The sequence below is a fragment of the Methanosarcina mazei S-6 genome (assembly GCF_000970205.1).
In the GTDB taxonomy this organism is placed as follows: domain Archaea; phylum Halobacteriota; class Methanosarcinia; order Methanosarcinales; family Methanosarcinaceae; genus Methanosarcina; species Methanosarcina mazei.
Map to the genome: position 1 here is coordinate 1,732,841 of NZ_CP009512.1, position 24,722 is coordinate 1,757,562.

Genomic DNA, 24,722 nt, shown 5'->3' on the forward strand with positions numbered 1-24,722 from the left:
TTATTAACTGCAATAGTTATCTGTCTGTTTTGCTAATTACATTTATTCCCGGTTCACGAATATTTCTTTGTTAAGTGAGCTCAATCCAGAGAAATTATCCAGTTTTTCCCGTAAAATCCAGACTTGCAAAACATCCTTCCGGGCGTAAGTAATAAAGTAGAAAAGTAGAATGTATTTTTAAATTTGACTTAAATTTAAGCAATTGCCTGAGAAAGAACAACTGTCTATTAAGAAAAACAACTACCTGTGAGAAACAATAACTATCTGTCACGGAAAAATAACTGTCTATCACGGAAAAACAACTATCTATTTATAAAGAAAGACCTATTCTAACTAGCTTTTCAGGAAGAATAAAAAACAACAGATGTCCTAGAATGAACAGAGCTATCCCCCTCCTTGAGAATGGGTGTTCCTATCATGGAATCCCTGTGATGCATGTGTTATATCTCCTGCTTATTCTAATAGCCCCTTTTGCAGGAGTAGACCTTCTTCTCGTTCTTTCTCTCGGAGTTTTCCTGTTGCTGAGATTTTCCGGAAAGTTTCTTTCCTGCAGCAGGGATGCGGTCTGCCTTTCTTTTTCCTTTTCCCTGATGCTGCTTGTTTCTGCAGTTTCTAAAGATCTTCCCTACACGTTTCCGTTTTATATAGTTCTTGCCGCCTTCGCAGTCGCAGCAGTGGGAAACCATAGCTCCTTTTTTTCAGAAAGAGGTTTCACAGCTGACTTTGAGTCTGAAAAAAGCAGGAGGAGGCAGAGAAGATTCTCAATAATATGGAGTTCTATTTTTCTCGCGCTGAGGATTATTGCAGCTTTTGTTGCAGCAAGCTGGATTGTTTACTGGCAAAATCTTCCGGTTTCGTACAACTTTATTTTTTTCATAGCTGTTATTGGAGCGGTTACGGGTTCTCTTTTTGAATCCATCCCTTCAAAGATAGATCGTAATATCCCTGTGCCTCTGGGAGCAGGGATGATGATGTGGATTTTCGAGGAATTCAGGTACTGGGTTCCTCCCGAGAAAATGCTGGTAGCCCTCGTTTTCTCCCTTTTCCTCGGTGCCCTGGCTTACAGGGCGAAAATTGCCGATGTTTCTGCCCTTCTCAGCGCAGCCCTGCTTGGGGTCCTGATTATAGTTTTCAGCGGGCTCCCCTGGTTTTTGCTCCTGCTCACTTTCTTCATTCTGGGCGGCGGGTTTACCAGGTACAAGTATGCATATAAAGAATCCATAGGGATTGCACAGGCTAAAAACGGGATCCGAAGCTATGAAAACGTGTTCTCTAACAGTACGGCTGCTCTTGTCCTGGCAGTAGCTTACGGCGTCTTTCCGGATCAGAGCCTTCCCATTATTTATGCTTATATGGGTACTGTTGCAACTGCCACGGGTGACACTCTTGCAAGTGAAATAGGGACCACGGCAAAAGGAAAGCCAATAATGATAACAACCCTCAAACCTTCAGAACCAGGCTCTGACGGGGCAGTTTCCCTCCTTGGTGAACTTGCTGCAATTTTTGGCTCTGCAATCATAGGTGTGCTCGGATACGCTCTTGGAATTTCCAGCGATCTTTTTCTTTCCGTCCTCATTACAACTGCGGGAGGTTTTTTCGGGACTAATATAGATAGTCTTCTCGGAGCAACTCTTCAGAAAAGAGGCCTGCTCTCAAACAGCGGGGTAAACTTTGCTGCAACCTTTGCAGGAGCGGGGGTTTCGGCAGCAATATATCTCCTGGTATCCGGATTTTGATTAAAATCTCACAATGATACTTTTTTTATACGTTAAAATTTTTCGTTATAATTTTTACTTCTTAAAGGCAACCCTTTATATCTCCAGGAGTATATCTTTATCCGGGTAGGGTTATTGCAGTGTCTTTTCACACATATTGATTTTCAATAAGGATAGCGGAGATCTTACTTCTAATTCACAGGAAGGTGACCAGATGACAGGACCCGAATATGAAGGTAAAAAAATTTTGCTTGTTATTGCCCAGGAACAGTTCAGAGATGAAGAGTGTTTTGTCCCAAAGCAGGTATTCGAATCTGCCGGAGCAAAGGTTACGGTTGCAGCCGAGTCTGAAAATACTGCAAAAGGAGCGCTTGGAGGCACGATCAAACCCGATATCAGGATTTCCGAAGCGAGAATTGATGATTATGATGCAATTGTCATTTCCGGAGGAGGCGGTTCAAGAAAATACCTCTGGGACAACCATTACCTGCGAGGACTTGTAAAGGAAGCCGACTCCAGGAAAAAGGTGATTTCTGCAATCTGCATCTCTCCTGTGGTTCTTGCAAGAGCCGGAGTGTTAAAAGGCAAAGAGAGCACTGTTTTTAACAGTCCGGATACCGTAACCGAGCTTGAGAAGTACGGTGCTGTCTATCAGGACAGGGATGTTGTAGTTTCGGGCAGGGTGGTGACAGGCAGGGACCCAAAGAGTGCGGAAGCATTCGGAAAAGCCGTTCTCAAAGCCCTGAAAAAAGCGTGATACCTCAATCTCTGCATTGTGAAATACTCGGAAGTAAACTGTCATTTCATAGTAAAGCTGTTATTTCATAGTAAAGCTGTTATTTCATAGTAAAGCTGTTATTTCATAGTAAAGCTGTTATTCTCTGGAAAAGCTGGTGACCTGTTATGAACGCAGAACTTGAAGCCGTACTGTCCTATCATCAGACCAGCAAGCATGGCTTTAAAGCCTATGCTTCAGGCCCTCGATTTCTTGATATGGAGATCAAGCCAGACCCTTTTCTCAGCTACAGAGGAGCTCCGGTTCTTAAGCTGGATACCTGGGATGAGAAAAACATCAATACCGAACTTCTTCCGGGCTATGAACAGGTATTCTGTCCTGAGAAACTGGAACCTTCAGGGATCAGCCGCAGAAGCATTTCTCAGCTTTTTTTTGACAGCTTTGCCCTGTCGGTGTGGAAGAAGGCAGGAAGCGCCAGGTGGCCTCTCCGCATCAACCCCTCAAGCGGAAACCTTCACCCAACAGAGGTTTACCTTATTTCCGGTCCTGTTCCGGGACTTCTGAAAAAACCTTCTGTCTGCCACTATTCTCCTCTGCCGCATGCACTCGAATTAAGAGCTGAATTTTCCGGAGAAACGTGGAAAAAATTAAGTTCCGGCTTTCCGGAAGGCACATTTTTTATTGGGCTTACTTCGATTTACTGGCGGGTCGCCTGGAAATATGGAGTCCGGGCTTTCAGGTATGCAAACCACGACCTCGGACATGCTATTGCTGCTCTAAGCTTTGCTGCATCAGGACTGGGCTGGAAGGCATGCCTGCTTGCGGATATGGCTTCCGAGGATATCGCAAAAGTTCTGGGCATTTCAGGAAGGCAGGGGCCTGAAAAAGAAGACCCAGCCTGTCTTCTTGCAGTTTATCCTGCAGGAAAGGAATGTATCTCCGGCAAAGTTTCCTCATCTGCGATTCCGGATTTTGAAAAGCTTTACTGGGCTGGCGTTCCTGACCGACTGAGCCCTGCACATGTGGAATGGGCTGGCATTGAAAAGGCTTCGTCAGTTACAAGAAAAGGAAATACCAATCATTTCGGTGAAAAACAGGCGGAACCGAAGCCTGAAATTCAGACTTCGGGTTTATCCGGGGAAGTCCCGGATCACGGAACTCATTCGGACCTGGAGGCGGCTCCTCTGCGTAGAGTGATTCACATGCGGAGAAGTGCTATTGAAATGAATAACAGTGCTTACATGGAAAAAGAGGATTTCTATGGCATGTTGAGGAGAACACTTCCCGATAAAAATCCTGTTCTCAATACCCTTCCTTTCGGGCCATTTTCACATCTTCTCCTCTTTGTAAACCGGGTAAAAGAGCTTTTCCCCGGACTTTATATTTTCCTTCGAAAATCAGGTGAAAAAGAGATGCTTAAATCCAGGTTCAGGCCGGATTTCCTCTGGGAGAAGCCTGAGAGCTGCCCTCACGAACTTGAGCTTTACATGCTTGTAGAAGAAAACCTTTATGACTTTGCTGCCCAGCTTTCATGTTCTCAGAGAAAAGCTGCAGATGCCTGTTTTACTGCCTGCATGCTTTCCGAATTCGAAGGGCCTCTGAAAAAGTTTGGCTCCTGGGTCTACCCTTACCTTTTCTGGGAATGCGGAATCCTGGGGCAGCTCCTTTATCTTGAAGCAGAAGCCCGTGGTTTCAGGGGTTGCGGGATAGGGTGTTTTTTTGACGACCCACTGCATGAAACCCTTGGTCTTAAAGGACTTGAGTACCAGGACCTCTATCATTTTGCAGTAGGATCACCACTTCAGGAGATTGGTGTTGTGACTTTCCCCGCATACGGAAAATAACATATTATTTTTTTCGGCTCTGGAAGACATAATGTGTTCGTAATGTGTTCGTAATGTGTTCATAATGTGTTCAGTCTTTGGAGATTTCCGGGACCTTTGTGACCATCACTTTGTCTATTCTAATGCCGTCCATATCGACCACCTCATATCTCAGCCCGTTGAATTCCATATGGTCTCCTGTTTTGGGAATTCTTTGCAGGATGTACATGATCAGCCCGGCAATAGTCAGGTAATAACCCTGCTCCTCTCCTGGAAATGAATCAACCGATAAGACATATTTTAATTTATTAACAGGAGTATCCCCGTCAATAAGCCAGGAGCCGTTTTCAAGGACGGTAATCTGCTCTTCTTCCGGCTCGCCAAGGGAACGGACGTCTCCAACTATAGCTTCAAGGATGTCGTGCAGGGTAATAATGCCCTGGACGCTTCCATATTCATCTGTGATCAGGGCAATGTGCATTCCTGTTTCCTTGAAAGATTCGAGGAGTTTCAGGATTGTTATAGCTTCAGGTGCAAAGAGTGGTTTGGTGACTGAGGCCCTGATATCAACTTTACCGCTTTCAACGAGCTTTGCCAGGACATCTTTTACGGAAACTATCCCTATGACATCGTCCAGGTCCCGTTCATATACCGGAAAATTTGACCTCCCGCTTGCAATCATTTTCTTCAGGTTCTCATCAACAGGGTCGTCCAGGTCGAGAGCGATAATGTCAGAGCGGTGGGTCATCAGTGATTCAACCCGGCGGTCACCGATGTCAAAAACACCTTCTATCATGCTCATTTCAGCTCTTTCAAACACTCCTGCTTCGGTCCCTTCCTCAATCATGATCTTGATTTCCTCTTCAGTTACTGGCGGCCCGATTATCTTCCTGACTCTCAACAGCCTGAGGACAGCATCGGTTGAATAGCTCAGAACAAGTACAAGAGGCCTTGCCATGAGAGAAAGAAAAAACATGGGTTTTGCGACACGGGAAGCAATTGTTTCCGCATTATTGAGTGCAAGCTGCTTTGGAACAAGTTCACCAAGGATTAAGGTCAGATATGTGATTATAAGCACTACAAGAGTAATGCTGAGGGTGGCACTGTATCGGGCAAGAGCCGGAAAGTCCCGGAGGTAAGTATCAAGTTCTCCTGCTATCGTGGCTCCCCCGAATGCGCCTGCAAAGATGCCTACAAGGGTGATTCCTATCTGTACCGTAGAGAGAAATGCGGTGGGTTCATTTGAGAGTTTGAGTGCAGTCTCAGCCCCTGCATCTCCTTTTTCCGCTTTTTGCCTTAGGCGGATTTTCTTGGCTGAAACTAGGGCAAATTCTGACATGGCAAAAATGCCATTAAGCGCGATGAGAACAAGGATAATGATAACTTCAGGGAGATAGGGCATTTTTCAAATATTAGACGGATTATAATTTAAAGCTATTTACAGAACAGGAGGCAAAAAGAAACAGGCCTCCTTATTTCAGTAAATCTGTACTTTTTTCAGTAAATCTGTAATTTTTTTGTTATTTTCTCTTCAGGTTTTCAATCTCTTTTTTCTTTCCTCTCCTGAAAGCTGTCCTTCTGACAAACCCGGGCTGTGAGGGAGGTACAGGTATTTCACATCCTGATCCCAGTTCGCATTCTACTACAATTCCGCGGAGAAGACGCCCCAGAATGTCCGATCCTGTTATTATGCGTTTTTCTTCTCCCCAGTATAGAATCAGGTCCTGGTCGATTACATCGTCTTCAGGGTATTGCGGATACACTTTGAACTGCCGGATCACTTTTTCAAGCCTGGTTTCAGGAGATTTTACCACTACAGGGAAATGGCAGTAAATGAGCGGAAGAAAAGGCCCTTTTTTGTAAACCGCATCCCTCAGAAAGCCGTCAGCGTCGAGTACCATCACAGGTTCATTTTCCGGGCTGGTAATTATTACCCATTTTTTTCCGGATGCTTCGATTTTCTGGAGAAAAGGGTCAGAAGGTTCCCTGTTAAAAGGGGGAAATACAGGGCGGTTATTTTCCACAGGAAGAGAAATGATGCTCCTCGAGTCTATTATGGAGCCCTCGTCAGAAATGCTGACATCGTCTATGGAAAGGAAGTTCAGGGCTCCTATCCCTTCAAAAGTCCCTATATCTGTCTTTCCTGACTCGATATGTTTTTCGAGCATAATTCGCATTGCCTGTTCCCTGAACAATTCGAGTTTTTCCCTTCCCAGCCACCAGTCAAGGACAAGCGCTGTCGGCTTTGCCACAGGATAGAGAAGCATCTGGTAAAAGCGGACAAGAGGGGTAAGCTTTGCCCCAATGTCAAGAGCATTCCTTGAAAAATAAGCCTGGGGCATGATCTCTCCGAAACAGGTAATGCCAAAGGTCGAAAATAGAAATGCAAAAGTCCCTGCCATTACGGAATCAGTAAGCTGGGCAATAAGCACGTTTACGCCCACGTTTCCCCATAGCAGGGTGGTAAGCAGAAAATTTGAGTCCCTCCGGACCTGCAGGATTTTAATTGCGTTTTTATTATTCGCTTCGGCTTCAATTTCAAGCCTCAGCCTTCCGAGGCCGAAAATACCGATTGTTAGCCCTGAAAAAACAGCAGACTGTGTCAGGCAAATTACAATCAGTATCCAGGTAATGATTTCATTCATTGTAAGTCTATATCCTCTGTAAAGTCTATATCCTCTGTATAGTTTATATCCTTTTTAATATCTGTATAAATCTATTCGAACCCTTAATCAATTAATCTCTTATAAACTTAATCTCAATTACCTGGCTTAATATCATTGTTACTGTCAAATTTACATTTTATTACAGCTTTTACATTTTACAGCAAAAGTATACATATTTTTACTTTTGACCCGAAGCCATTGCCTCCTATTCATTCACTCTTCCCAGAACATGAGCGTCAGAGGTAAATAGTTTATCTGGCCTGGGACCTGCTTAATATAACGCAAGGCTTACTTAGAAAGATAGGAAATAAAATAGAGAGATTTTAATCCAGGTAAACATTTTGTAAAAGAAAAACTTATATCTTAGTTAAATACGAGAAGCTAAAGCCTTAATTATGCAAGCTGCCTGTATGGTTTGTTAAAACAGAAAATCATTATTCAATCCCAGAAGATACTGTCTCTTCTTTTTATAGGCCACAGTTTTGTCCAGTATTTGCAAACAATGCAGTAAACGGTCTTGTCATCTGAACTTACTTTCAGCTTAGCATGGCATCCTGGTAAAATTTTAGTTTTCTCATGAATATTTTCTCATGAATAAAATCTCTTAAATTTTCATCATCAATTTCCGTCATCAAATTCCATTATCAAATTGATAATAATTCTCAAAATAAGTAATGTAAGAAGAAGCCCAGAGGTGCTGTATCTACTGTATCCCCCAATACAGTCTCTTCGAATGTTATGCTCCCCCAAGCACATTGATTCGAAGAACGGACCAGCAACCCCCAGGATATTCTTTTTGTGGAATGATGTCCCATCTCCACTTCCCAATTCGACTTCCCAACTCCAGCATATAATAATAAGGTAAATTATATTAAATGAATGACCCCAAAAATTGATTTCAATCAAAAATTAATTTGACGTAACAAATTTTAAAGCCAGTATTAGATCTTTCCAGAATTAGCTTTTCTATTTATTGAACGCTTGCAGGCCAGAAAATTAACATTTACATAGCAGAAAATTAAAGATCTGGCTGATAGCGAGCAAGCCTCAAAAAAGAAGCAAAAAAATAGAAAATCTTGAAGTAAAAAACAGAAGCCAGTGCAATCTTTCTTCTTATTTCTTTCTGCTTTCTTCTCATTTCTTTCTGCTTTCTTCTCATTTCTTTCTGCTTTCTTCTCATTTCTTTCTGCTTTCTTCTCATTTCTTTCTGCTTTCTTCTCATTTCTTTCTGCTTTCTTCTCATTTCTTTCTGCTTTCTTCTCATTTCTTTCTGTTTTCTGGGCAGAGCCGTGGGCAAGCTGGCTGGGTTTCCGGTGCTATATAATTTTAAAACTTTTTTCTGAGAGATAAAAGATATTCTGGCCTGTGCGGCGTTACTCTTTATATGATTTCCTTCAGGCCTGTGGAGAAACGAATTCGTGTGAAAAAATCAGGTTGATAATTTAAAAGTTGGTTTAAAAGTTGGTTTAAAAGTTGGTTTAAAAGTCGGTTTAAAAGTCGGTTTAAAAGTCGGTTTAAAAGTCGGTTTAAAAGTCGGTTTAAAAGTCAGTGTAAAAGCAGGCCGAATTGTATAATCTTTAATTACAAGCAGGTTATACTAAGGTTCTTAATCAGTTGGCCCTGACAAAGAAGGACATCCCGGAGCAGGGATTGCTTCTAAAGACAGCCCCGAAATATCAGAACCTTCCGGAACCTCAGGCCTTTCATATAGAAGATTATTATCCTTCCGATCTGTGATTAACATGGTAAAAGAAATGAAAAAAACCGGAGCACCTGATGAAGTTCCGGAAATATGCCGCACTAACGATACTCCTGACAGAGCTGCAGAAAAACGTGTCGTACTCCTTATTGCGATACTTTCGGGATTCATTACTCCTTTTGATGGTTCGGCAGTGAATATCGCCCTGCCCACGATCGGGAAAGAGTTCCATATGGACGCAATTGCTCTTTCCTGGGTTGCGACCGCTTATCTCCTGTCCTCGGCAGTGTGTCTTGTGCCATTCGGAAAAATTGCGGATATTTACGGGAGAAAAAAGGTTTTTCTATACGGAATTGCTATCTTCAGCCTTGCGTCCCTCCTGATGACCATGGTCCCTTCAACAGAAATGCTTATCAGGGTGCGGGTTTTGCAGGGAATAGGCAGTGCCATGATATTCGGGACCGGGGTTGCTATTCTTACTTCTGTTTTTCCGCCCAGGGAGCGCGGGAAAGTTCTCGGGATATATGTAACTGCAGTCTATCTCGGGCTTTCTCTTGGCCCTTTCCTCGGCGGCATTATGACGCATTATCTCGGCTGGAGGAGCATCTTTTTTGTAAATGTCCCTCTAGGCTTTATTACCGTTCTTCTAATTCTCTGGAAGCTGAAAGGCGATTGGCTTGAGTGTAAAGGGGAGAAATTTGACCTGGCGGGCTCCATTATATACGGTGCGGCGGTCGTTGCCACAATGTACGGTTTTTCAATTCTTCCCGACATTGAAGGGGCTGCCCTTATAGCAGCAGGATTTATCGGAATTATTATTTTTGCACTTTACGAGATAAGAGTGCCTTTTCCTGTTCTTGACATCAGTCTCCTGACAAAAAACAGGGTTTTTGCCCTCTCGAACCTGTCCGCACTTATAAACTACAGTGCAACCTATGCAGTGACCTTTCTTCTGAGCCTCGACCTCCAGTACACAAAAGGCTTTACTTCACAGCATGCAGGACTTATCCTTGTAGCACAGCCTGTCATCCAGGCGATGATTTCTCCAGTTGCCGGAAGGCTCTCAGACAGGATTGAACCGCGCATTGTTGCATCTGCAGGGATGGCGCTCACTTCTTTCGGGCTCTTCCTCCTGATCTTTCTTCAGGAAACTACCCCTATATGGTATCTGGTTATCTGCCTGGTGGTGCTCGGAACGGGTTTCGGGTTCTTTTCGTCCCCAAATACCAATGCAATCATGAGTGCGGTCGACAAGAGATTCTACGGCGTTGCGTCAGGGATGAACGGAACTATGAGGCTTCTTGGGCAGATGCTCTCCATGGGTATTGCGATGATGATTTTTGCGGTTGTTATCGGCCCGGTGCAGATCACGCCCGAGTATTATCCCAGATTCGTTTCGAGCCTTCACTATGCATTTATACTGTTTACTATATTCTGTATTATTGGAGTATTTGCATCTCTGGTGAGAGGAAAAACAACTCCGGACCAGCATAATTTGCCGGAAGGAAGTAAAAAATTGTAAGGTGAAAAGAAACAGGGTATATCTCAATTTTATATACTATATCCGACATTTTCAGATAAGGCGTTATAAAATCTAATATCTGGCTGGCTCATTCTCTACTGTCAGATATCATGAAATGTCTGCCATGAAATGTTTTGCTTGATTGATTATACCATAAACAAACAGCTAACATACTTACCAGGGGGTTTGTTAAGTGAATCTATTTGGCCAGAAAGACAGAGGAAACCATGTTTCAGGAGTTGACAGGGGCAAAGTCATAATGTACGGGCTCAGTACCTGCGTATGGTGTAAAAAAACAAAGAAATTGCTCACAGACCTTGGAGTGGATTTCGATTATGTTTACGTGGACAGGCTCGAAGGAAAGGAAGAAGAGGAGGCTGTTGAGGAAGTAAGGCGCTTCAACCCTTCAGTTTCTTTCCCGACTACTATCATAAACGATGAAAAGGCAATTGTGGGCTTTAAGGAAAAAGAAATCCGGGAAAGCCTGGGCTTCTGAGGAGGTGCTGGGTTGAAAGGAGAGGAAGATGAGCAGGGCGTATCCGAAGAACAGGTGGATATTGTCTATAAGCGGCTGAAAGATCAGGTCGAAAAATCGGGCTACCACCTTAACCCTGACGTGGAGTTCACAAAGGACCTGGTACGTGGTCTGCTGGAGAATGAAAGACGCTACGGCTACTGGTGCTGTCCGTGCAGGCTCTCTGCCAGTAACCTTGAAGAAGACCTGGATATTGTCTGTCCCTGCTACTACAGAGACCCGGACCTGAATGATTATGGAGCCTGCTACTGTGCGCTTTATGTTTCGGATGAGGTTATCCGGGGGGAAAGAGAGGTTGAATCGATTCCTGAAAGACGCCCTTCAAAGGAACAGAGAGAGGCTGAAAGGGCTGAAGGAAAGAAGAGAGAGGAGATGATGGATAGCATGGAATTTTCAGGGAAACTTTCAAAACCGGTGTGGAGATGTAAAGTCTGTGGATATCTCTGTGCCATGGACGAGGCTCCGGGAGTCTGTCCTATCTGTAAAGCCAGAAAAGAAAGGTTCGAGCGGTTCATGTAATTACCGCATTTCTTTCTTTTTTAATTATGAAACGTTTCCTCTGTTTGTTTTATAAGTTACCGGGTAATTTTTTAAGAATACTTCTTTTCTTTTGTCCAAAGCTCATTAAAATCAATATATAAACCAAGATCTGAAAATTTCTATTTCAGGTAATCTCACATAATGGTAATTTTTCCAGTAAGTTTTTAACCTTCTATCCATCCTTTTTTTATCCGGGTAACTTTAATTCGGGATGACAGGCGGAAATTATAAATTAGCTATTATTCAGTACCAACTTTTGTAAATAATGTATATAAATAGTAAGATTTAATAAGCTTTGTTTTTAATGATAATATCGTTCCAGGAATATTCAAAAATAAAAATTTCTGGTCATAAGGGGCAGTTCCTGGAAAATGCAAATAGAGAAAAGTTCCCCTTTAGGCGGTTTCAATACATGAACAAACTGGTTAATGTTGATGATTTTTTAATTTGATCCGTAATCATAGATGCCGTTGATGACTGACGGTGACTTCTATAGGCTACGTAAATCATAAATATTCGTTGAATTTGAATCTAAAATTTATATTAATGTAAACATTTAAAATTCAAAACTGTAAATATTATATTTTGTATTAACTGATCAATTGAGTTTCAGCTTATAAGGGTGGTTCCAGAATTCCGATAAGCGGGATTAATATGGGTCTCAGTATTTCCGGATTTTTGCATTCGAACCTGTACATTTAAACCGGGAAGCCAGCAGTATGAGATGAAGACCTGCGTGTACAGATAATTGTATGGTGAGGGGGATTTCTATACGATTAAGTCAAAGAGAGATTACGAGTTCTATCTCGAAGCAGACCGATTAGCCCTGGGAAAAAACTGTAAAAAACCCAGACTGATCGGTGATGATATCTGGAAGTTTCAGAGATTATTAAGGCAGGCTGAGTATTACAGCAACTGCCAGAATTCATTACTTCATAAACTGTATTTGAAATATATACTTTTCAGGTTTCACAGGATGAGCATTCGCCTCGGATTCAGCATTCCGATAAATGTTTTCGGACCCGGGTTATGCATAGCCCACAGAGGGACAATTGTTGTAAACAAAGGTGCCAGGGTTGGAGAAAACTGCAGAATACATGCCTGTACCAATATAGGGTCCGGAAGGGACAATATTTTTCTGGCGCCTAAAATCGGAAATGGCGTGTATATAGGGCCGGGTGCCAAAATCTTTGGAAGTGTTGAGATTGCTGATAATATTGCAATCGGGGCAAATTCCGTGGTAAACAGGTCCTTCTATGAGAGGGGAATTTCAATTGCAGGAGTCCCTGCAAAGAAAATAAGCAATAAGGGATCTGATGGAATGGTAATTGCCGCTACAAAAACCGTTTCAGTCCCTGTTTCACAGGAAACTATTGAGCGCGCCGGTGTAGCTGAGTAAGTTAATCAATTTTTCAGACTGAAAAAGCAGCCCCAATTAATATTTAGCGGCACTCTTCCGGGGATATTCATTTCTACTTTCAGCCATGCTTTTTTATTATTCACTTATGATTCCTCTTTTAAACTGCCGTGCAATTTATTCCTTTTATCAATAGTTTTATCCATTATTAAAAAACAATAACGAATGGGGGTAATATTTATGGAAACAATGGAAGCGATTCTAACCAGAAGAAGTATACGGAAGTATCTGCCGGACCCGGTAGGTAGGGATAAGATTGAGATTATTCTTAAAGCAGGAATGAGTGCGCCATCAGCAGGGGATGAACAGCCCTGGCATTTCATTATTATTGACAGGCACGACCTGCTAGAAAAGATTTCGGAAATACATCCTTATGCAAAGATGTTAAAGAACGCTCCTGCTGCTTTGCTCGTCTGCGCAGACCCTGAAGCTCCCCGGTTCAAAGATTTCTGGGTTCAGGACTGCTCGGCGGCATGTGAAAATATGCTGCTGGCTGCCCATGACCAGGGGCTTGGAGCTGTCTGGATAGGAATTTACCCGGCTGAAAAACTTGTCACCGGGATTCGGGAGCTTCTTAACATTCCTGAGAACATGATTCCGTTTTCTGCAATTGCAATAGGCTATCCTGCAGAAGAAAAGTCCGGAAGATCAAGGTACGAAGTCTCAAGAGTTCATGACAATTCCTGGTAAAACCTCCATAAAAACAAATCCGATAAAAATCAGATAGCAAATTGGAGGTTTTTTTCTTATGTTTTTACTTTTTAACTCTATCTGAGTTTTTCTAAGGGTTTTTATCTATTTATAGCAGTAAATCGGAATATATTATTCAGAATATTTCGATATTTATAGTCAGTTTAATAAATATATTCTGTTACAAATATTCTGTTACGAATCGTTCTGTTATTATATGGTAGAAGGTGAGTTTATGAGAAATAAGCTGTTATCTCTGCTTGTTTTATTAACAGTACTCTTCTCTGTCCTGCCTTTTTCGGCAGGTGCTGCAGAAGAAAGTTATCTTGAATATACCAGTTCAGGAAATGTTTTCGGCGGTGGAAATGACCTGCAGGTCGACCAGGACATCCAGGGAGATCTGGTGCTTGCAGGGTCGACAATTAAAATAAACGGAAATGTCATGGATGATTTCATCGGTGCCGGCGGAGAACTGACCGTTAACGGGGATGTTTCAGGAAATATCATAGCATTCGGAGGAATTATCCGCGTAAACGGAGATGTCGGAGGGGATCTGGTAGCAGCAGGAGGGCAGATTTTCCTTTCTCAGGGCAGCACGGTTGAAGGGGATGTCCTGCTGGCAGGAGGGGATGTAAACCTTAACGGGGTCGTAAACGGAGACGGCTCTGTCTCTGCCGGAACTCTCCGCACTGGGGAGGACTTTGAGCTTAAAGGAGACCTTGAACTTGAAGCCCAGAATTATCCTTCTGACCTCGAAAACGACGTTGGAGGAAACCTGAGTGTTACAAGAACAGCGCAGGAACAGTATGCAGGCGAACCCCGGGGTTTTGGCATCTTTTCCTTCATCCTGGGGCTTCTGGCGGCTCTGGCTCTGGGCTTTATCCTTATCTACACTTTCCCGATTTTTATAAGTGAAATTTCGGAGGTTGTGAGGGACTTGACGCTGAAAGCCGGAATTGTGGGATTTTTACTCCTCATTTTCGTGCCTGTGCTTTCTCTAATCCTTTTATTTACAGTATTCGGATGGAGCCTTTCGATCCTGCTGATCCTTTTCCTGGCACTTGCAGTACTTATCGCTACTGTGCCGGTCAAACTGCTTGCAGGTACAATTGTCTACAATAAAGTCTTTAAAAAAGAAGCCGGGAAAATGGTATATTACCTTCTCGGAGCAGTTATATTTGCAATTGTGTATGAAATTCCTTTCCTTGGTTCATTAGCAGGTTTCATTGCAATGCTTATAGGGCTGGGAGCAATCGGAATCTGGCTTGCAGGGAAGGCAAAGCCTGAAAGGTAATAAGAGTAATAGAAGAAGCAATAAAAGACAAATAGAAAAATTTCCGTGTAACCAGGTTACATTTGATGAAAACTATTATCAAGGAGTGGTGGGATCAAGGAGTGGTGGGCGTTCTTCCACCATATCACTTTTTTTGCTAAAAGTATTGAGCTTAAAACAGTGCATGTTTACATACATTGCAATACCCGTTCACCTGCTCAGGTAATACTTTTGGCACCCAACAGTGTAATTTTTTTATTAAGCTTTATTACTATAAATATCCTTATTTTATACATTGAAAAATTTATCCACTGAGTATTGACTATTTTTCAGGCATGAAATCAATAATGGTGAGTCCATGATTACCCATAACCGTTTTTTCGTTACTGTTTTACTGCGGTAGAATGAAGGTGGAGTTGCTTTTTATGAAATGAAACAGCCTTTGGAACCTCTTGACTGCGAAGAAAGGATTTTGGGCTTTTTGAAGAAATCTTCAAGTTATGTAAAAACGACGATATAATACTCTATCCAGTTATGTTTTTGCAGACTTACTGTGCTCCAAAACTCGGAATTGAACGCTTAATCATTACCACTGCGAGAAATTATTACGGTTCTTCTGAAGATATTGTGGCTGTAGCAGTTGAATCTCGTTTCAACGGCGTTTTCAGCAATATGGGAATTAAATACATGCAGAACCGGATCCCTGAAAAGAAAAACATATACTTTGTGGGAGTTTTCCATAAGAAATTCGGAGACTCTTCCTCCTCAATACACGTCTGTCTTATGGCCAGAAAAATATGGAACGAATACTGCAATTCGATATCTGAAAAGCCGGAGGATAGCTCCGAAACCGTTGCATTCAGGCCATTACTGTCCCCTTAAGTTATCTCTGAATTCAATTGCTGACGCTTTGCTGCCTTATGGAACCGGCAGAATTTTGCCAGCATCCTGAAACAAGCCACTATCCTGAAATAAGCTGCTATCCTGAAATAAGCTGCTGAAAAATACCTGTGTTTTCCTTCCCAGCTGCCTGTTATTTTACTTGATTGTCTCGAAAATCGTTTTCACGCAAAATAATTTAGCATAAAATATTCAGGATGTGTACGGAGCTTTTTATGCAGTATCTGTTACTTGATGTGTATCAAAAAATTATATGGTATCTAATTTTTTAATACGATTGAAATTTCAAAATAGGAAAAATTTTTGGGGTCAATTATGATATATATTACTCTGTTATTATACATATCTGGAATATGGGTAACAGGGTTTTCTCATAACCTGTGGGCTGGACCCCAGGCAGGGAGTTGAGAATATGGGCTCAGAACCTTCCATCTATTTCGGAACTGAGCTTTATAAAGTTCCGAAAAGCGGTCAGGTCAAATTAAAAAAGTAAAGTATTAAACAAAACAAAGGTCTGGAATTTTAAAGAGGTTGTAACAATGGAAAAAGAAGCATATCTCACATTTGAAGACCACGAGGATTTTCGGAGAGTTGTTGAAGAAGCGCTCCATGATAAAAAGGAATCAATTGCAGTATTTACAAAATCTTAATACAAAATCTTAATACAAAATCTTAATACAAAATCTTAATACAAAATCTTAATACAAAATCTTAATACAAAATCTTAATACAAAATCTTAATACAAAATCTATCCTGAATAATGCCGGTCTGGATAAGGTCCGATGCCGGCATTTAATTAGCTTTAAAAGGCGACCTGCTTCGTCTCTTTTTTCTCCATTTTATTATTCTCTTCGCAATCCAGTAAAATAGAATCATTTTAAGGATATAAAGAGACGCTAAAAACGCTATCATGTGACACTCATGTGACGCTCATTATTATGGCAGGTATGGAATCGCCTGCTTCGTCCGGCTTTTTTCATTGCAGTTAAATATCTTCACATAAATATAATCATTGCGAGATGTTTTTTTATTTATTCTGCTTTCGATCAATTGCAAGAAGTTCCTTGAAAATCAAACATATCATAACATTTTTACAGATATACCTGCCGTTTTTGTTCCAATAAATCAGGCTTATTTGATATAGTGCCGGTTTTAAAGGGCATTTTCACCCATATACAGGCTGAAAGAACTGTAAAAAATAAAATGAGATTTTACTGGCTTCATTTGCCTAAAACTGGCTTTATCTGCCGAAAATTGGCTTCACCTGCCTAAAACTGTCTTTACCTGGCTGAAATATTCATCAGATAATTCAGGCAGACGTAAAAAGAGTAGCTGGATATCAGGACTATTAAAGTAGCCTGCAACAGAAAGCCAGTATGTCAGTAGTTCCGAATATCCTTAGTTCCGAGACCTGTTTTTTACAATTGAAGGTATAATCAAAAAAGTATTGAAGACTATGAAGTCGTTTGCTATGACTCCAAAAAACGACTCCATGTCTGATGTAGACACAGCCAGTTTACTGGCTTTGTCTTCTGAATTCTTTAGCATCGTTGATATAATAACTTTACCCGATGGAGCAAACTACAGCTATCAAGAGTTTCTTAACGTTTTACTTCATGCGGCAACATCTTCTACTGATTCTCTTGAATCTGCAAGTAATGATCTCAAATCAAAAGTTCCAAACACAAGAATACCTTCAGCTGATACTATTTTCAATTACATAAAATCCAATTCTATTGAATATATCCTCTCTTCTTTCCGAAAAATAAATAATGAAATTTTTAGGATGATGAAGCTTAAAAACAATGTTCATGACATCGCTATTGACTTTCATGACGTTGAATATTATGGATGCAGAGACACTCTCTGTATAAGGGGAATCAAACCAAAGAATGGAACTTCATGGGGATATTCTTTCTGCACCTTAGATGTAATTGGGAATTCTAAGCTAACACTTGATGTTATTGACATCAACGGATTAAGCAAAGATTATTCAATTCTTATGGAATCATTGTTTGAAAGGATTGAAAAAATGGGAGTAAAAGTGGGAACAGTATACATGGATAGAGAATTTTTTAACAGAAAAGTTATCTCAAAGATGGAGAAATACAAAGTCGATTTCGTAATTGCAGCTAAATCAAACAAAAGAATTAAGGAGATGCTTGAAAGGCATAGAAAAGAAAATGGAGATACTTCTACGGTTTTTGAATATAAGTTTCAAGGAGAAGAACAAACTTTTAACATTGTAGCAGTGTGGGATAAAGAAAAAGAATACAGTATATTTGCAACAAATAAAAAAGTGAGTTCAATAGACACATTTGTAAAGCAAATACCTGAAGAATACAGGAAGAGATGGAATATAGAAACAGGGTATAGAGTAAAAAAGGATTTTAAGATACGAACATGTTCTAAATCACCTGTTGCAAGGACACTATTTTTTGTAGTTCAATGTATCATGTATAATATTTTGAATGTATTAAAGTCAGTTCTTGACATTACAGCATACCAAATGAAATCAGTAATAAATCAAGACATTATTAAGGCAGTAAAAGAAGGAGTTAATTCATTATCCAATATTACAGTCAGGTCATTTCTTGAGTGCTTAACCAGATATAATAAAGAAAGAAGGCGAGCGCTTCGCGCTCGATTAAGAGATTTATAAATTTTTAAATATAACCAAAAAAAAAATCATAAAATTAGTTAGTGGAAACTATGCACAAATTTTACTTCAGGACTTTAAAATACTGAAGTTTTTAGAACATTATATAAAAAATGAAATCAGAATCGATGAGATGAAAACATTTTTCATGAACTATTAAGGAAAAATTGTAAACGAATGAAAGTTGTCATTCGGAACTATAACAAATCGGAACTACTGTATGTAAAATTACCTTTTTAATTCCCGGTATTCAGGATAAATCGCCATCACAAGGTGAGTGCCCGATTGCATCCAGGTATCTTTCAATCCCGAGCCTTTCAATGAGGTCTCCGAGCCTCTCTCCTTCAAGACCCTCGTTCCTGTAATAATCAAAGGTTTTTTCAAGGACAGAGAAAAGCTGCTCTTCCTGTGCAAGCTCAAGAATTTTTGTACCCTGTTTGGGGCGGAGTCCTGCTTTTCCTCCTGCAAAAACCGTACACCCGGTTTTTTCTGCTCTCAGGGCATCTTTTCTGCAGGCTGCAATACATGCCCCGCAGAGGATGCATTTTTCTGTATCTATAGAGGCTTTATCCTCAATGACTTTTATTGCTCCCATTTTACACGCCTTTTCACAGCGCTTGCAGCCGACACAGTTTTCCTCCAGGACTTCAGGCTTTACCGTGCCCATAATGCCAAAATCATTATCTTGCGGCCTTACACATGCTGCAGGACATCCGGTTACTGCAATCTTGAGCTTCTTCGGGACAGCTTCCCCGAAATACTTTTCATCGATTATGCACGCCAGTCTTTCGCAGTCAATCAACCCGTTTCTGCAGACCCTGTTCCCCTGACAGGCTACCACGGCTCTTACTCTTTTTCCGGCGGAACCGCCTGAAATGCCTTTCTTTTCAAGTTCATTTCTTGCAGCTTCTATATCTTCAAGTTTTACAAAAGGGACCTCAATCTGCTGCCTTGAGGTTATGTGGACATAGCCGGAACCATATTTCTCGGCTGCATCTGCAATTGCACGCAGTTTTTCAGCATCCAGGTTACCGCTCACGACTTTCAGCCGCATTGAAAACATATTTTCCTGTCTCTGAGGAAGGAAACCTTTACTTTTTATCGAGGATAAATCAATCTTTTTCTCAGCCATATAAGTCACTTCACTTTATGAGGCATGATGGACGACCTATATAAATTTTATGAATTATATATATTAACTGAAAAGATTAAAGGAAAGAAAATAAATCCAGCTGTACAAGTGCCATGTATATCCCTGTCCCTGCAAAAATGCTGAGCATTGCGTTTCTTTTCCAGAAGTGAAGCCCTGCAACAACTCCTATGGTAAACAGTTCCGGAAACCCGTAAGGGGCTGAAAACCACTGAACGTCTTTTAAGCAGTAAATAACCAGCAGTAAAAGGATCATAGGAGGAAGGTTTTTCTCAACCGTAGAAAGCATTGCCGGTGGTTCCCTTGACCCAAAACACAGGAAGGGGAGAACCCTTGTGGCAAAGGTTGCAAGGGCTATTACAGCAATGGTTACAAGCATCTGGAGGTTCCCGCTCATCAGCTTTCCTCCGTGGAACTTTCCTTGACTTTAATATTTGCCACTTCTGCCGTGTGGGTTTCACCCTACCCATTATTTATACTTATATTTTTTTGCGTTAATTTTTCCCTGCTCATAAGGATCAGAGTCCCAAGAATAATCGAAATCAATAACATGTTTTCAGGGCTGAAGAGGATAAGGGAAAGAGTTCCTGCTCCCACTGCTGCTATGAAAGGGAAGCGTACCCTGGAACTGAAATACTGTTCTATTGTCAGCACCACAAAGAGAGCTGTCAGAACAAAAGCCATACCCTCAAGGTTGAGGTCCAGCAGGGAACCAAGCAATGCCCCGAGTACGGACCCCGTAATCCAGTAAAGGTGGTCAAGAGCTGCAATGTAAAAGTAAAACCTCGATTTTGACCCTCCTTTAGGGACTTCTGTCGTGGTCAGAAGTGCATAGGTCTCGTCCGTTAATGCAAATATAAGGTAAGGCTTGACTTTCCCGACGTCGGAAAATTTTTCCAGCAGAGATAGGCCATAAAACGCATGCCTGAGGTTAAGGAGCAGAGTAGCTATAACAAATTCCGTGAGTCCTGCCCCTGCAGCAAGTAAAGCTACTGCCAGAAACTGACCTGAACCGGCATAAACCAGAAGGCTCATGAGAAAAGCGTAAATCCAGTGGTATCCTGCGCCGTCCAGCAGGAAACCAAAAGCCATTCCGAGAGGGATATATCCGAGAAATACAGGAACTGTGGTTTTGAGGGCACCTGTGAAAACATCCTTATCATCTATTCCGTGCCTGTTTACCCTGTTTTGAGTCATACTATATCTTCTGCTGTCTCTTTCGTAGAATGTTTCTTGAAAAATAAAAAACGGAAAACGTGTTTATTATATTTAAAGATATTGAATAAATATCACAACCGTTAATGGATTATAGCAAATATCGAGGATTTTTCATTAAATTGATTTACAAATTATAATAATTTCTAATACATTTCAAAATTAAGGGATATTAAAGATTATTAATAGAATAATGATTGAAATTCGGATAAAGACTGAATACAGAGTGGATTGAAAAAGAAGCAGTCATTTGACTCAGTATAATTTCGATGAAAACCTCATTTCGAGAGAAGTTTTGAACCTGAGTAAACTTCGAAAAAGCTGCCTATATTGATATATAAAAAACATCATATTTAATTACATGAAAGTTCTCCAGCGACTGAACTTTTTTATTCTGCTGGTTTTAATCCTTTTTACTTCATATATCAGGTACTTCACCGATTTTTATATTTTTGAGGACCGTTCTCTGCTTGACGCTCTTCTTATCTCTTTATTTATAATTTTTCTGGCTTATGTAATAAATTCCCTTGCAGGAAACCTTATCCTTAGAAGGGTTTCTACCGCCAGAGACAGGTATACTCTGAGGAAAACCGTATCTATCCTTGTTACGGTCCTTGCTTTTGCCTCCCTTTTTGCGATCTGGGTCGAGAGGACAAGCACTCTGCTCATAGCCTATGGGATTCTGAGTGCAGGAGTTGCAATTGCGCTTCAGGACGTTTTACGAAACCTGGCAGGAGGGATTCTGATAATTCTGTCCCGCCCATTTAAAGCCGGGGACAGGATACAGGTCGGGGACAGCACCGGCGATGTGCTCGACATAGGGAGCTTCAGCACCGCAATTATGGAAATAAGGGAATGGATAGACGCAGACCAGTACACAGGCAGAATTCTTCACATCCCTAACAGCTTTGCCCTCAACCAGACGATAAAAAACTACACAAGGGACTATTCTTTTATCTGGGATGAAGTCCGGATTCTGTTAATATACGGCAGCAACTGGAAAAAAGCCGAGGAAATTGCCCTCCAAACTGCAGGCCCGGTGGTGGAGGAGTTCGAAAGACTGGCACAGACAGAACTCCTTCTCATGGGAGAAAAGTATTTTACCACAACCTATGATGTGAAGACCCAGCTTTATACAAAGCTGCAGGAAAACTGGATAGAAATGCGGTTAAGGTATGTGGTAGCGCCCAGAAAAAGGCGGGCTGTCAGTCACCTTTTAACCACAAATATTCTTGAAGCTCTGGAAAAAGAAGAGGACATTATGGTAGGAACTGCAGTAGGTATTGATTTTATGAACTCTCCGGAAAAAGGCCAGTGAAATATAAAATTTTTAAAATTAATTCCTTTCCGGAGACCCGAATATTTTTAGGGGTTCTTTCCTTCCAGAAAATTCAGGTTCTTCAATACAATGTATAATATAAAAGGAACAACCAGTTATAACTGGTATCCGTAAACATGTGATGTCCATAACCTTAAAGAGTTTTTAACTTGCCTGTTTCGGGGGATTAAGGCAGTGGGATGGTTTTTCAATACATGGAGTGATATTGTAAGGGTTCTGGTTCTTGGAATTGCGGGGTATATTGCACTTATATTTTTTTTAAGGGTTTCCGGAAAACGCACTCTTTCCAAGCTTAACGCATTTGATTTTGTAATTACGGTCGCACTCGGGTCTACCTTCGGGTCCTTCATTTTGAGTAAAGATATTTCCCTTTCAGAAGGGTTAACGGGTCTTGCAGTTCTTATATGGCTGCAGCATATGATTTCCTGGTTAACCGTAAGATCGGACTTCATTAAAGGGGTTGTAAGGGGAGAGCCAACCCTTGTTTATTACAATGGAGAGTATCTTAAAGACGCTATGAAACGGTCCAGGGTCGTTGAAAGTGAGATTGAGCAGTCTGTACGGAATGAGGGGCATGCAAATCTGGAAGATGTGGGGGCTGTAATCCTTGAAACTGATGGAAGTTTCTCAATAATAGGCCAGTCAGAAAAAGAAGGGAAAGAGCTTAAGATTACCGGGTTAAAAGTTTAAAATTTTAAAACTTAAAATATTAAAACTTAAAAGTTTAAAGAATTATTAAAGTAAAATGAAGTGACACAAAGCGAACTGATAGATGAAAACAGGCTTAAAGGTCAGAATTTCCCTGATCCATGTCGAATTCGGATTCTTTCCTGTTTGTCCTGAACCGGACGTTTCTTACGGAGTCACTTGATTCGCGCTCTTCTGATGGCGGGACGCTCAGGATATGAAGGTGAGGAGCCCTGATCCCTTTATTCTTAAATTCCATCCAGGCTCTTGTATGAACATCGGATTCAAACTTGAACTCGTCTCTCAGATCATTAACATATGCTCTGGCTCTTAACCTGGTATAAAAAGGAAGAGCTTTGTGAAGCAGGGTGATGGGGCTGTTTTTGGAGATATAAACATACCTTGAGCTCACAACCGTTTCCCTTAAAATTTCCATTGCTGTCTTTACGTCTGATTCGGATTCTACATACAGGTCTATTACGACCATCATTTCCGAAGCCCCATCATTGGCGCTGGCAACAGCTTCACTGAATATCAGGCTGTTTGGGGCTGTAACGGTATCGTCGTCCGGTGTGGTCAGTTTTGTTGCCCTGAGCCCTATGTCAGTAACTTCCCCGTAATATTCTCCGATAGATATTTTGTCCCCTATCTGGTAGGGTTTTTCAAAAGTAATCACGATTCCGCCTACAAAATCAGCAAAAAGGTCCTTAACTCCAAAACCGATGGCTGCGCCCATAAGTCCTGTGAGGAGAAACAGTTCAGGCCCGAAAATTATGAATATTTCTCTGGAGATATAATAAAATGCCAGGATATATATTACAAACTTTATGACAGGAATTAGCATTTTTGCTTTTATCCTTCCATTTCTGCTCATTTTTTCTGAAATTTTTGATAAAATGACAGAAATTATTGTGCTGAGTATATAAGCAATGGAAAGAACAAGAATCATATTGATGAGAGTTTCAGTATCAATAGACCTTATTGCCTCCAGAAGCTGCTCCCTTCCTGACTCCCCATCTACCATTTACCACACCAGCCTTAATTTTTCCAGATAAGCAATAACACTTCCAAGAGCTTCAGGCCTGACGCGATAAGAACCTGCTTCATCTTTACTAACCAATTCCTGAGCTATTAACCTGAAGAGAATTTCATCCGTCCTCAAAACAGAACCTATCATTTCGATGATTTCGGTTTTCTTCAGACTCTGGTACGAAAGAATAAGGCTCAAAACAAAAGACTCTTCGTATTCAAGTTCTATATCATATGAAAACTGACCTATGTATTCGGGTTTTATCCGGGGGTAGTCAATCCCGAGTTCCCAGATCCTCAATGCAACTCCGGGGTTGCCTCCTGATTCGAGATAGATCTTTTCAAATACCCGGTCCTCAGCAGATTTTATTTCCTCTTTTTTAAGAAAGCGGCCCTTAAGGTAAGAGATATTTATTTTTATAACGGGAATGAGCATTTTCTTGCCCAGCAAAGCCAGGTCAAGAGGGTATTTTGCTATGTACAGTATAGGCTCCTTTTCGGAATCTTTACCGTCATCAAATCTGATCTCTGCTTCTCCGTATCTTTTTAGGATAAAAGTCCTGAGATTCTTTTTTTCGAAGGAAGGGACGAAAATCTGTACTGGAAAGTACTTCCCGATCTCGAAGGCTTCGTTTAAATATCTCCAGGAATAAAGGTTCCAGGTAGTTATAAACAGCCTTTCCTGAGAGCTTATCATTTTCAGAAATTCATAAAATACATCAAAACCGCCTGTTTTTCTCATGTAAAGAAAGTGGCAGTTGTCAAAAAGCACAATCCTTTTAACATTATCAGGCAGGGAAATTTCCTTTCTGTCCCGGACAATTCTGGATAAAGTGATCCCTGTTGATCTGGTTGAATTTAACCTCCCTATCTCACCAAGCAGAGCTGTCTTTCCTGCAAGAGTTCCGGCTATTATGGCTATGTTAAGCTTTTTCCCAACTTCAAAATCAGCAATTGCGGACTGAATTTCTCCAATTTCTTCTCGCAACCCTATAATCTCACTGAAGCCTTCTTTCCCAGAGCTTTCAGGCTGAATCTCCACCATATCCTCTATCTTATATTAAATGTATTCTGCTTATAGCTAACGGTATTTGTGTAATACCTTGATGTTGTGTGTCATCCTTGA

22 protein-coding genes are annotated in these 24,722 nt (G+C 41.1%); 13 read left to right on the forward strand and 9 right to left on the reverse strand.

Features of this window, described 5'->3' with window-relative positions:
- Nucleotides 1-374: 374 nt before the first annotated feature.
- The 3 genes from MSMAS_RS07495 to MSMAS_RS07505 all read left to right on the forward strand — a co-directional run bounded on the left by MSMAS_RS07495 (nt 375) and on the right by MSMAS_RS07505 (nt 4,295).
- Nucleotides 375-1,736, forward strand: a complete 1,362-nt coding sequence (locus MSMAS_RS07495) for a TIGR00297 family protein (RefSeq protein ID WP_015413189.1) — start codon at nt 375-377, stop codon at nt 1,734-1,736.
- Nucleotides 1,737-1,929: 193 nt separating this feature from the next.
- Nucleotides 1,930-2,472 (forward strand): DJ-1/PfpI family protein, encoded by a 543-nt coding sequence (locus MSMAS_RS07500; protein WP_015413188.1) that lies wholly within the window; start codon nt 1,930-1,932, stop codon nt 2,470-2,472.
- Between the two features lie 146 nt (nt 2,473-2,618).
- On the forward strand, nt 2,619-4,295 hold the full coding sequence (locus tag MSMAS_RS07505; RefSeq protein ID WP_011035165.1) for a SagB/ThcOx family dehydrogenase: 1,677 nt from the start codon (nt 2,619-2,621) through the stop codon (nt 4,293-4,295).
- A gap of 70 nt (nt 4,296-4,365) precedes the next feature.
- Here MSMAS_RS07505 and MSMAS_RS07510 read toward each other — a convergent pair whose 3' ends face one another.
- The 4 genes from MSMAS_RS07510 to MSMAS_RS19210 all read right to left on the reverse strand — a co-directional run bounded on the left by MSMAS_RS07510 (nt 4,366) and on the right by MSMAS_RS19210 (nt 8,237).
- The gene (locus MSMAS_RS07510; RefSeq protein WP_011035164.1) at nt 4,366-5,676 is read right to left on the reverse strand and encodes a hemolysin family protein; all 1,311 of its coding nucleotides are present in this window, start codon (nt 5,674-5,676) and stop codon (nt 4,366-4,368) included.
- Between the two features lie 118 nt (nt 5,677-5,794).
- Complete coding sequence (locus MSMAS_RS07515; protein WP_011035163.1) at nt 5,795-6,919, reverse strand: DUF21 domain-containing protein; 1,125 nt, start codon at nt 6,917-6,919, stop codon at nt 5,795-5,797.
- Nucleotides 6,920-7,558: 639 nt separating this feature from the next.
- A complete protein-coding gene (locus tag MSMAS_RS18745; protein ID WP_137726727.1) occupies nt 7,559-7,768 on the reverse strand; it encodes a hypothetical protein in 210 nt (69 codons plus the stop codon).
- A 190-nt stretch (nt 7,769-7,958) separates the two neighbouring features.
- Nucleotides 7,959-8,237 carry a hypothetical protein gene (locus MSMAS_RS19210; protein ID WP_048041109.1) on the reverse strand — a complete coding sequence of 93 codons (279 nt, stop codon included), beginning with the start codon at nt 8,235-8,237 and terminating at the stop codon, nt 7,959-7,961.
- A gap of 445 nt (nt 8,238-8,682) precedes the next feature.
- Here MSMAS_RS19210 and MSMAS_RS07525 point away from each other — a divergent pair, with 445 nt between their 5' ends.
- From MSMAS_RS07525 to MSMAS_RS18165, 8 genes are all read left to right on the forward strand, one after another.
- Nucleotides 8,683-10,161 carry an MFS transporter gene (locus tag MSMAS_RS07525; protein ID WP_048037657.1) on the forward strand — a complete coding sequence of 493 codons (1,479 nt, stop codon included), beginning with the start codon at nt 8,683-8,685 and terminating at the stop codon, nt 10,159-10,161.
- Between the two features lie 193 nt (nt 10,162-10,354).
- Nucleotides 10,355-10,657 (forward strand): glutaredoxin family protein, encoded by a 303-nt coding sequence (locus MSMAS_RS07530; protein WP_011035160.1) that lies wholly within the window; start codon nt 10,355-10,357, stop codon nt 10,655-10,657.
- Between the two features lie 12 nt (nt 10,658-10,669).
- Nucleotides 10,670-11,215, forward strand: coding sequence for a ferredoxin-thioredoxin reductase catalytic domain-containing protein (locus MSMAS_RS07535; RefSeq protein WP_011035159.1), 546 nt, complete (start codon nt 10,670-10,672; stop codon nt 11,213-11,215).
- 769 nt (nt 11,216-11,984) lie between these two features.
- The gene (locus MSMAS_RS07540) at nt 11,985-12,635 is read left to right on the forward strand and encodes a serine O-acetyltransferase (protein WP_011035158.1); all 651 of its coding nucleotides are present in this window, start codon (nt 11,985-11,987) and stop codon (nt 12,633-12,635) included.
- A gap of 198 nt (nt 12,636-12,833) precedes the next feature.
- On the forward strand, nt 12,834-13,343 hold the full coding sequence (locus MSMAS_RS07545; RefSeq protein ID WP_015413181.1) for a nitroreductase family protein: 510 nt from the start codon (nt 12,834-12,836) through the stop codon (nt 13,341-13,343).
- A gap of 235 nt (nt 13,344-13,578) precedes the next feature.
- Nucleotides 13,579-14,637: a bactofilin family protein gene (locus MSMAS_RS07550; RefSeq protein WP_011035156.1), complete on the forward strand. Its 1,059-nt coding sequence runs from the start codon at nt 13,579-13,581 to the stop codon at nt 14,635-14,637.
- A 513-nt stretch (nt 14,638-15,150) separates the two neighbouring features.
- Nucleotides 15,151-15,498, forward strand: coding sequence for a hypothetical protein (locus MSMAS_RS07555; RefSeq protein WP_015413179.1), 348 nt, complete (start codon nt 15,151-15,153; stop codon nt 15,496-15,498).
- Between the two features lie 1,475 nt (nt 15,499-16,973).
- Nucleotides 16,974-18,179, forward strand: a complete 1,206-nt coding sequence (locus MSMAS_RS18165) for an ISH3-like element ISMma1 family transposase (protein ID WP_080503067.1) — start codon at nt 16,974-16,976, stop codon at nt 18,177-18,179.
- A 247-nt stretch (nt 18,180-18,426) separates the two neighbouring features.
- On the opposite strand, the gene MSMAS_RS07565 is transcribed toward MSMAS_RS18165, so the two are convergent.
- The 3 genes from MSMAS_RS07565 to MSMAS_RS07575 all read right to left on the reverse strand — a co-directional run bounded on the left by MSMAS_RS07565 (nt 18,427) and on the right by MSMAS_RS07575 (nt 20,523).
- Nucleotides 18,427-19,308, reverse strand: a complete 882-nt coding sequence (locus tag MSMAS_RS07565) for a 4Fe-4S binding protein (RefSeq protein ID WP_015413177.1) — start codon at nt 19,306-19,308, stop codon at nt 18,427-18,429.
- Between the two features lie 76 nt (nt 19,309-19,384).
- The gene (locus MSMAS_RS07570) at nt 19,385-19,723 is read right to left on the reverse strand and encodes a branched-chain amino acid transporter permease (protein WP_011035153.1); all 339 of its coding nucleotides are present in this window, start codon (nt 19,721-19,723) and stop codon (nt 19,385-19,387) included.
- Between the two features lie 65 nt (nt 19,724-19,788).
- On the reverse strand, nt 19,789-20,523 hold the full coding sequence (locus tag MSMAS_RS07575) for an AzlC family ABC transporter permease (RefSeq protein WP_011035152.1): 735 nt from the start codon (nt 20,521-20,523) through the stop codon (nt 19,789-19,791).
- A 379-nt stretch (nt 20,524-20,902) separates the two neighbouring features.
- On the opposite strand from MSMAS_RS07575, the gene MSMAS_RS07580 reads away from it, so the two are divergent.
- Together MSMAS_RS07580 and MSMAS_RS07585 are read left to right on the forward strand one after the other, a co-directional pair.
- Entirely contained in the window at nt 20,903-21,859 is a 957-nt protein-coding gene (locus MSMAS_RS07580) for a mechanosensitive ion channel family protein (protein WP_048043161.1), read from the forward strand.
- Between the two features lie 195 nt (nt 21,860-22,054).
- Nucleotides 22,055-22,570 (forward strand): DUF421 domain-containing protein, encoded by a 516-nt coding sequence (locus MSMAS_RS07585; protein ID WP_048040065.1) that lies wholly within the window; start codon nt 22,055-22,057, stop codon nt 22,568-22,570.
- Between the two features lie 94 nt (nt 22,571-22,664).
- Here the strand turns inward: MSMAS_RS07585 and MSMAS_RS07590 are convergent, their stop codons facing one another.
- Both MSMAS_RS07590 and MSMAS_RS07595 read right to left on the reverse strand, forming a co-directional pair.
- The gene (locus MSMAS_RS07590) at nt 22,665-23,591 is read right to left on the reverse strand and encodes a mechanosensitive ion channel family protein (RefSeq protein ID WP_048040606.1); all 927 of its coding nucleotides are present in this window, start codon (nt 23,589-23,591) and stop codon (nt 22,665-22,667) included.
- The gene (locus MSMAS_RS07595; RefSeq protein WP_226987646.1) at nt 23,592-24,641 is read right to left on the reverse strand and encodes a hypothetical protein; all 1,050 of its coding nucleotides are present in this window, start codon (nt 24,639-24,641) and stop codon (nt 23,592-23,594) included.
- Between the last annotated feature and the right edge of the window lie 81 nt (nt 24,642-24,722).